The following is a 1,603-nucleotide window of genomic DNA, read 5'->3' as shown; positions in this document are numbered from 1 at the left end:
TGAATGCGATGATTCGAGAAAAACAAGCGTGGTGCGCAACTTAAATTTGGGGTGGTTGACACCACAGTCGCTTGTTATGAGTTATTCACTAATGGCTTGAGGTTCCAAAACCTTTCCTGACATTGTTACTGCCGCCATATATGAGCTGCTGAACAACCTATTTCCGTCAATAACGGGAATCAATTGAAAAACATATAGCCAATGTCCTGTTCTTCCCCAACAAGTAAATTCTTGCATATTAAAACTATGCACTAATACAGTATCGAACTTCGAATAGTAGTTTTTCGACCAAGCCTGAACAATTCCTACTGCCTTAGAGATAGATAGCGGTGGCTCTCCATGATTTATATCCCACTTAAGAGACTCCTCAAAGTCTCCGCTTTTTGCAAAAATTCCTACTTTTTTACCATCTGCATTTGCTGTGCTTATAAGCGGTGATTCTCCACATGAACCTGCAAAACAACTTACAGTAGTGAGCATAAAAATCACTGTGAGTATAATCTTCATTTCTACCCTGTACTCATAACGCCCACGGCAGGGGCGGCTTACCTTATGCGCGATTTGCGCGAAAATGGGAGCGAAGCGAACCGCGCAAAACGTGCATAAGGTAAGCCGTCCCGCGGAGGCCCGAAGGGCTGGAGCTTCACTGCCCGTGATTGTTATGCATGGCCGAAGTGCGATCTTCATCAATGCGATAAATTGGCCTTCCACTCACATTACCCTCTCTTACTTCAAGAACAATTGGACCTCTATAGCTTTCAGGAAGGAAACCCCAATCTCGCACACTAATTTTTATACCACTTGGCAATTCAACTTGAAAATGCGGGTCCGAAGAAGCCTTGCCACGCCCACCGACATGATTAAACACATTTGCCTGGATATATGTAAATGTCGTTCTACTTGGCTCAAACGCACAGTACGACAGAGAGCCAAATATGAAAAGAATAATTGCTAGTAGAAAGTGTGGAGCAAATCTATCTGAATTCATATTGCATAACGCTCAGCGCAGGCGCAGCCAGCGCGGAGCGCTTTTTGTGTTAATGTTTGAGCGCCAGCGAGTAACACAAAAAGTGCGTAGCGTTGGCTGTCGCTCTGCCGCTGATTGTTATGCGCGACCTCGCAGTTTCCTCATACTAAATTCATGGCCACAGAATGAGGTTAGCCCAACTGTAACGAATAGCAGTGGAAATAGCACAAGAGCAAGTGGCGGAATCATAATTAGTGATACTAGCCCTATCGGAACACTCGAGACTAAATAAAATACTATCCACGATTTGTCCCGTGGAGCCACAATATACCCACCTGTGAACATAACCACCATAATAATAAGTGACGGTATGACTAGCTTGTACACCCATTCTCCGCTGGGAGTAACGTCCATCATTCCAGAGATAAGACCAACCGCTTGAAAAGCACCACCTATGAGAGCAATGACACAAAATACCACATATATAACAGCTCTCAACTTTCCTTTTTTCTTGGACAATTTAAAAATTCCTTGATGGCGACTCGATTACAACAGCAACGCATAACGCCGCCGGCAGGGGCAGCTTGCCTTGTGCGCGTTTTGCGCGAAAATAGGAGCGCAGCGACCCGCGCAAAA

General features: G+C 44.9%; 1 protein-coding gene. It reads right to left on the bottom strand.

Going from position 1 to position 1,603, the window contains the following annotated elements:
- Positions 1–81: 81 nt before the first annotated feature.
- The gene (locus tag Q1A74_RS18380; RefSeq protein ID WP_299599717.1) at positions 82–507 is read right to left on the bottom strand and encodes a hypothetical protein; all 426 of its coding nucleotides are present in this window, start codon (positions 505–507) and stop codon (positions 82–84) included.
- Positions 508–1,603: the final 1,096 nt, after the last annotated feature.

Source organism: uncultured Microbulbifer sp., assembly GCF_947504145.1.
Classification (GTDB): Bacteria; Pseudomonadota; Gammaproteobacteria; order Pseudomonadales; family Cellvibrionaceae; genus Microbulbifer.
Note: the sequence above shows the minus strand (reverse complement) of the source record. Positions and strands in the feature narration are given on the sequence as shown.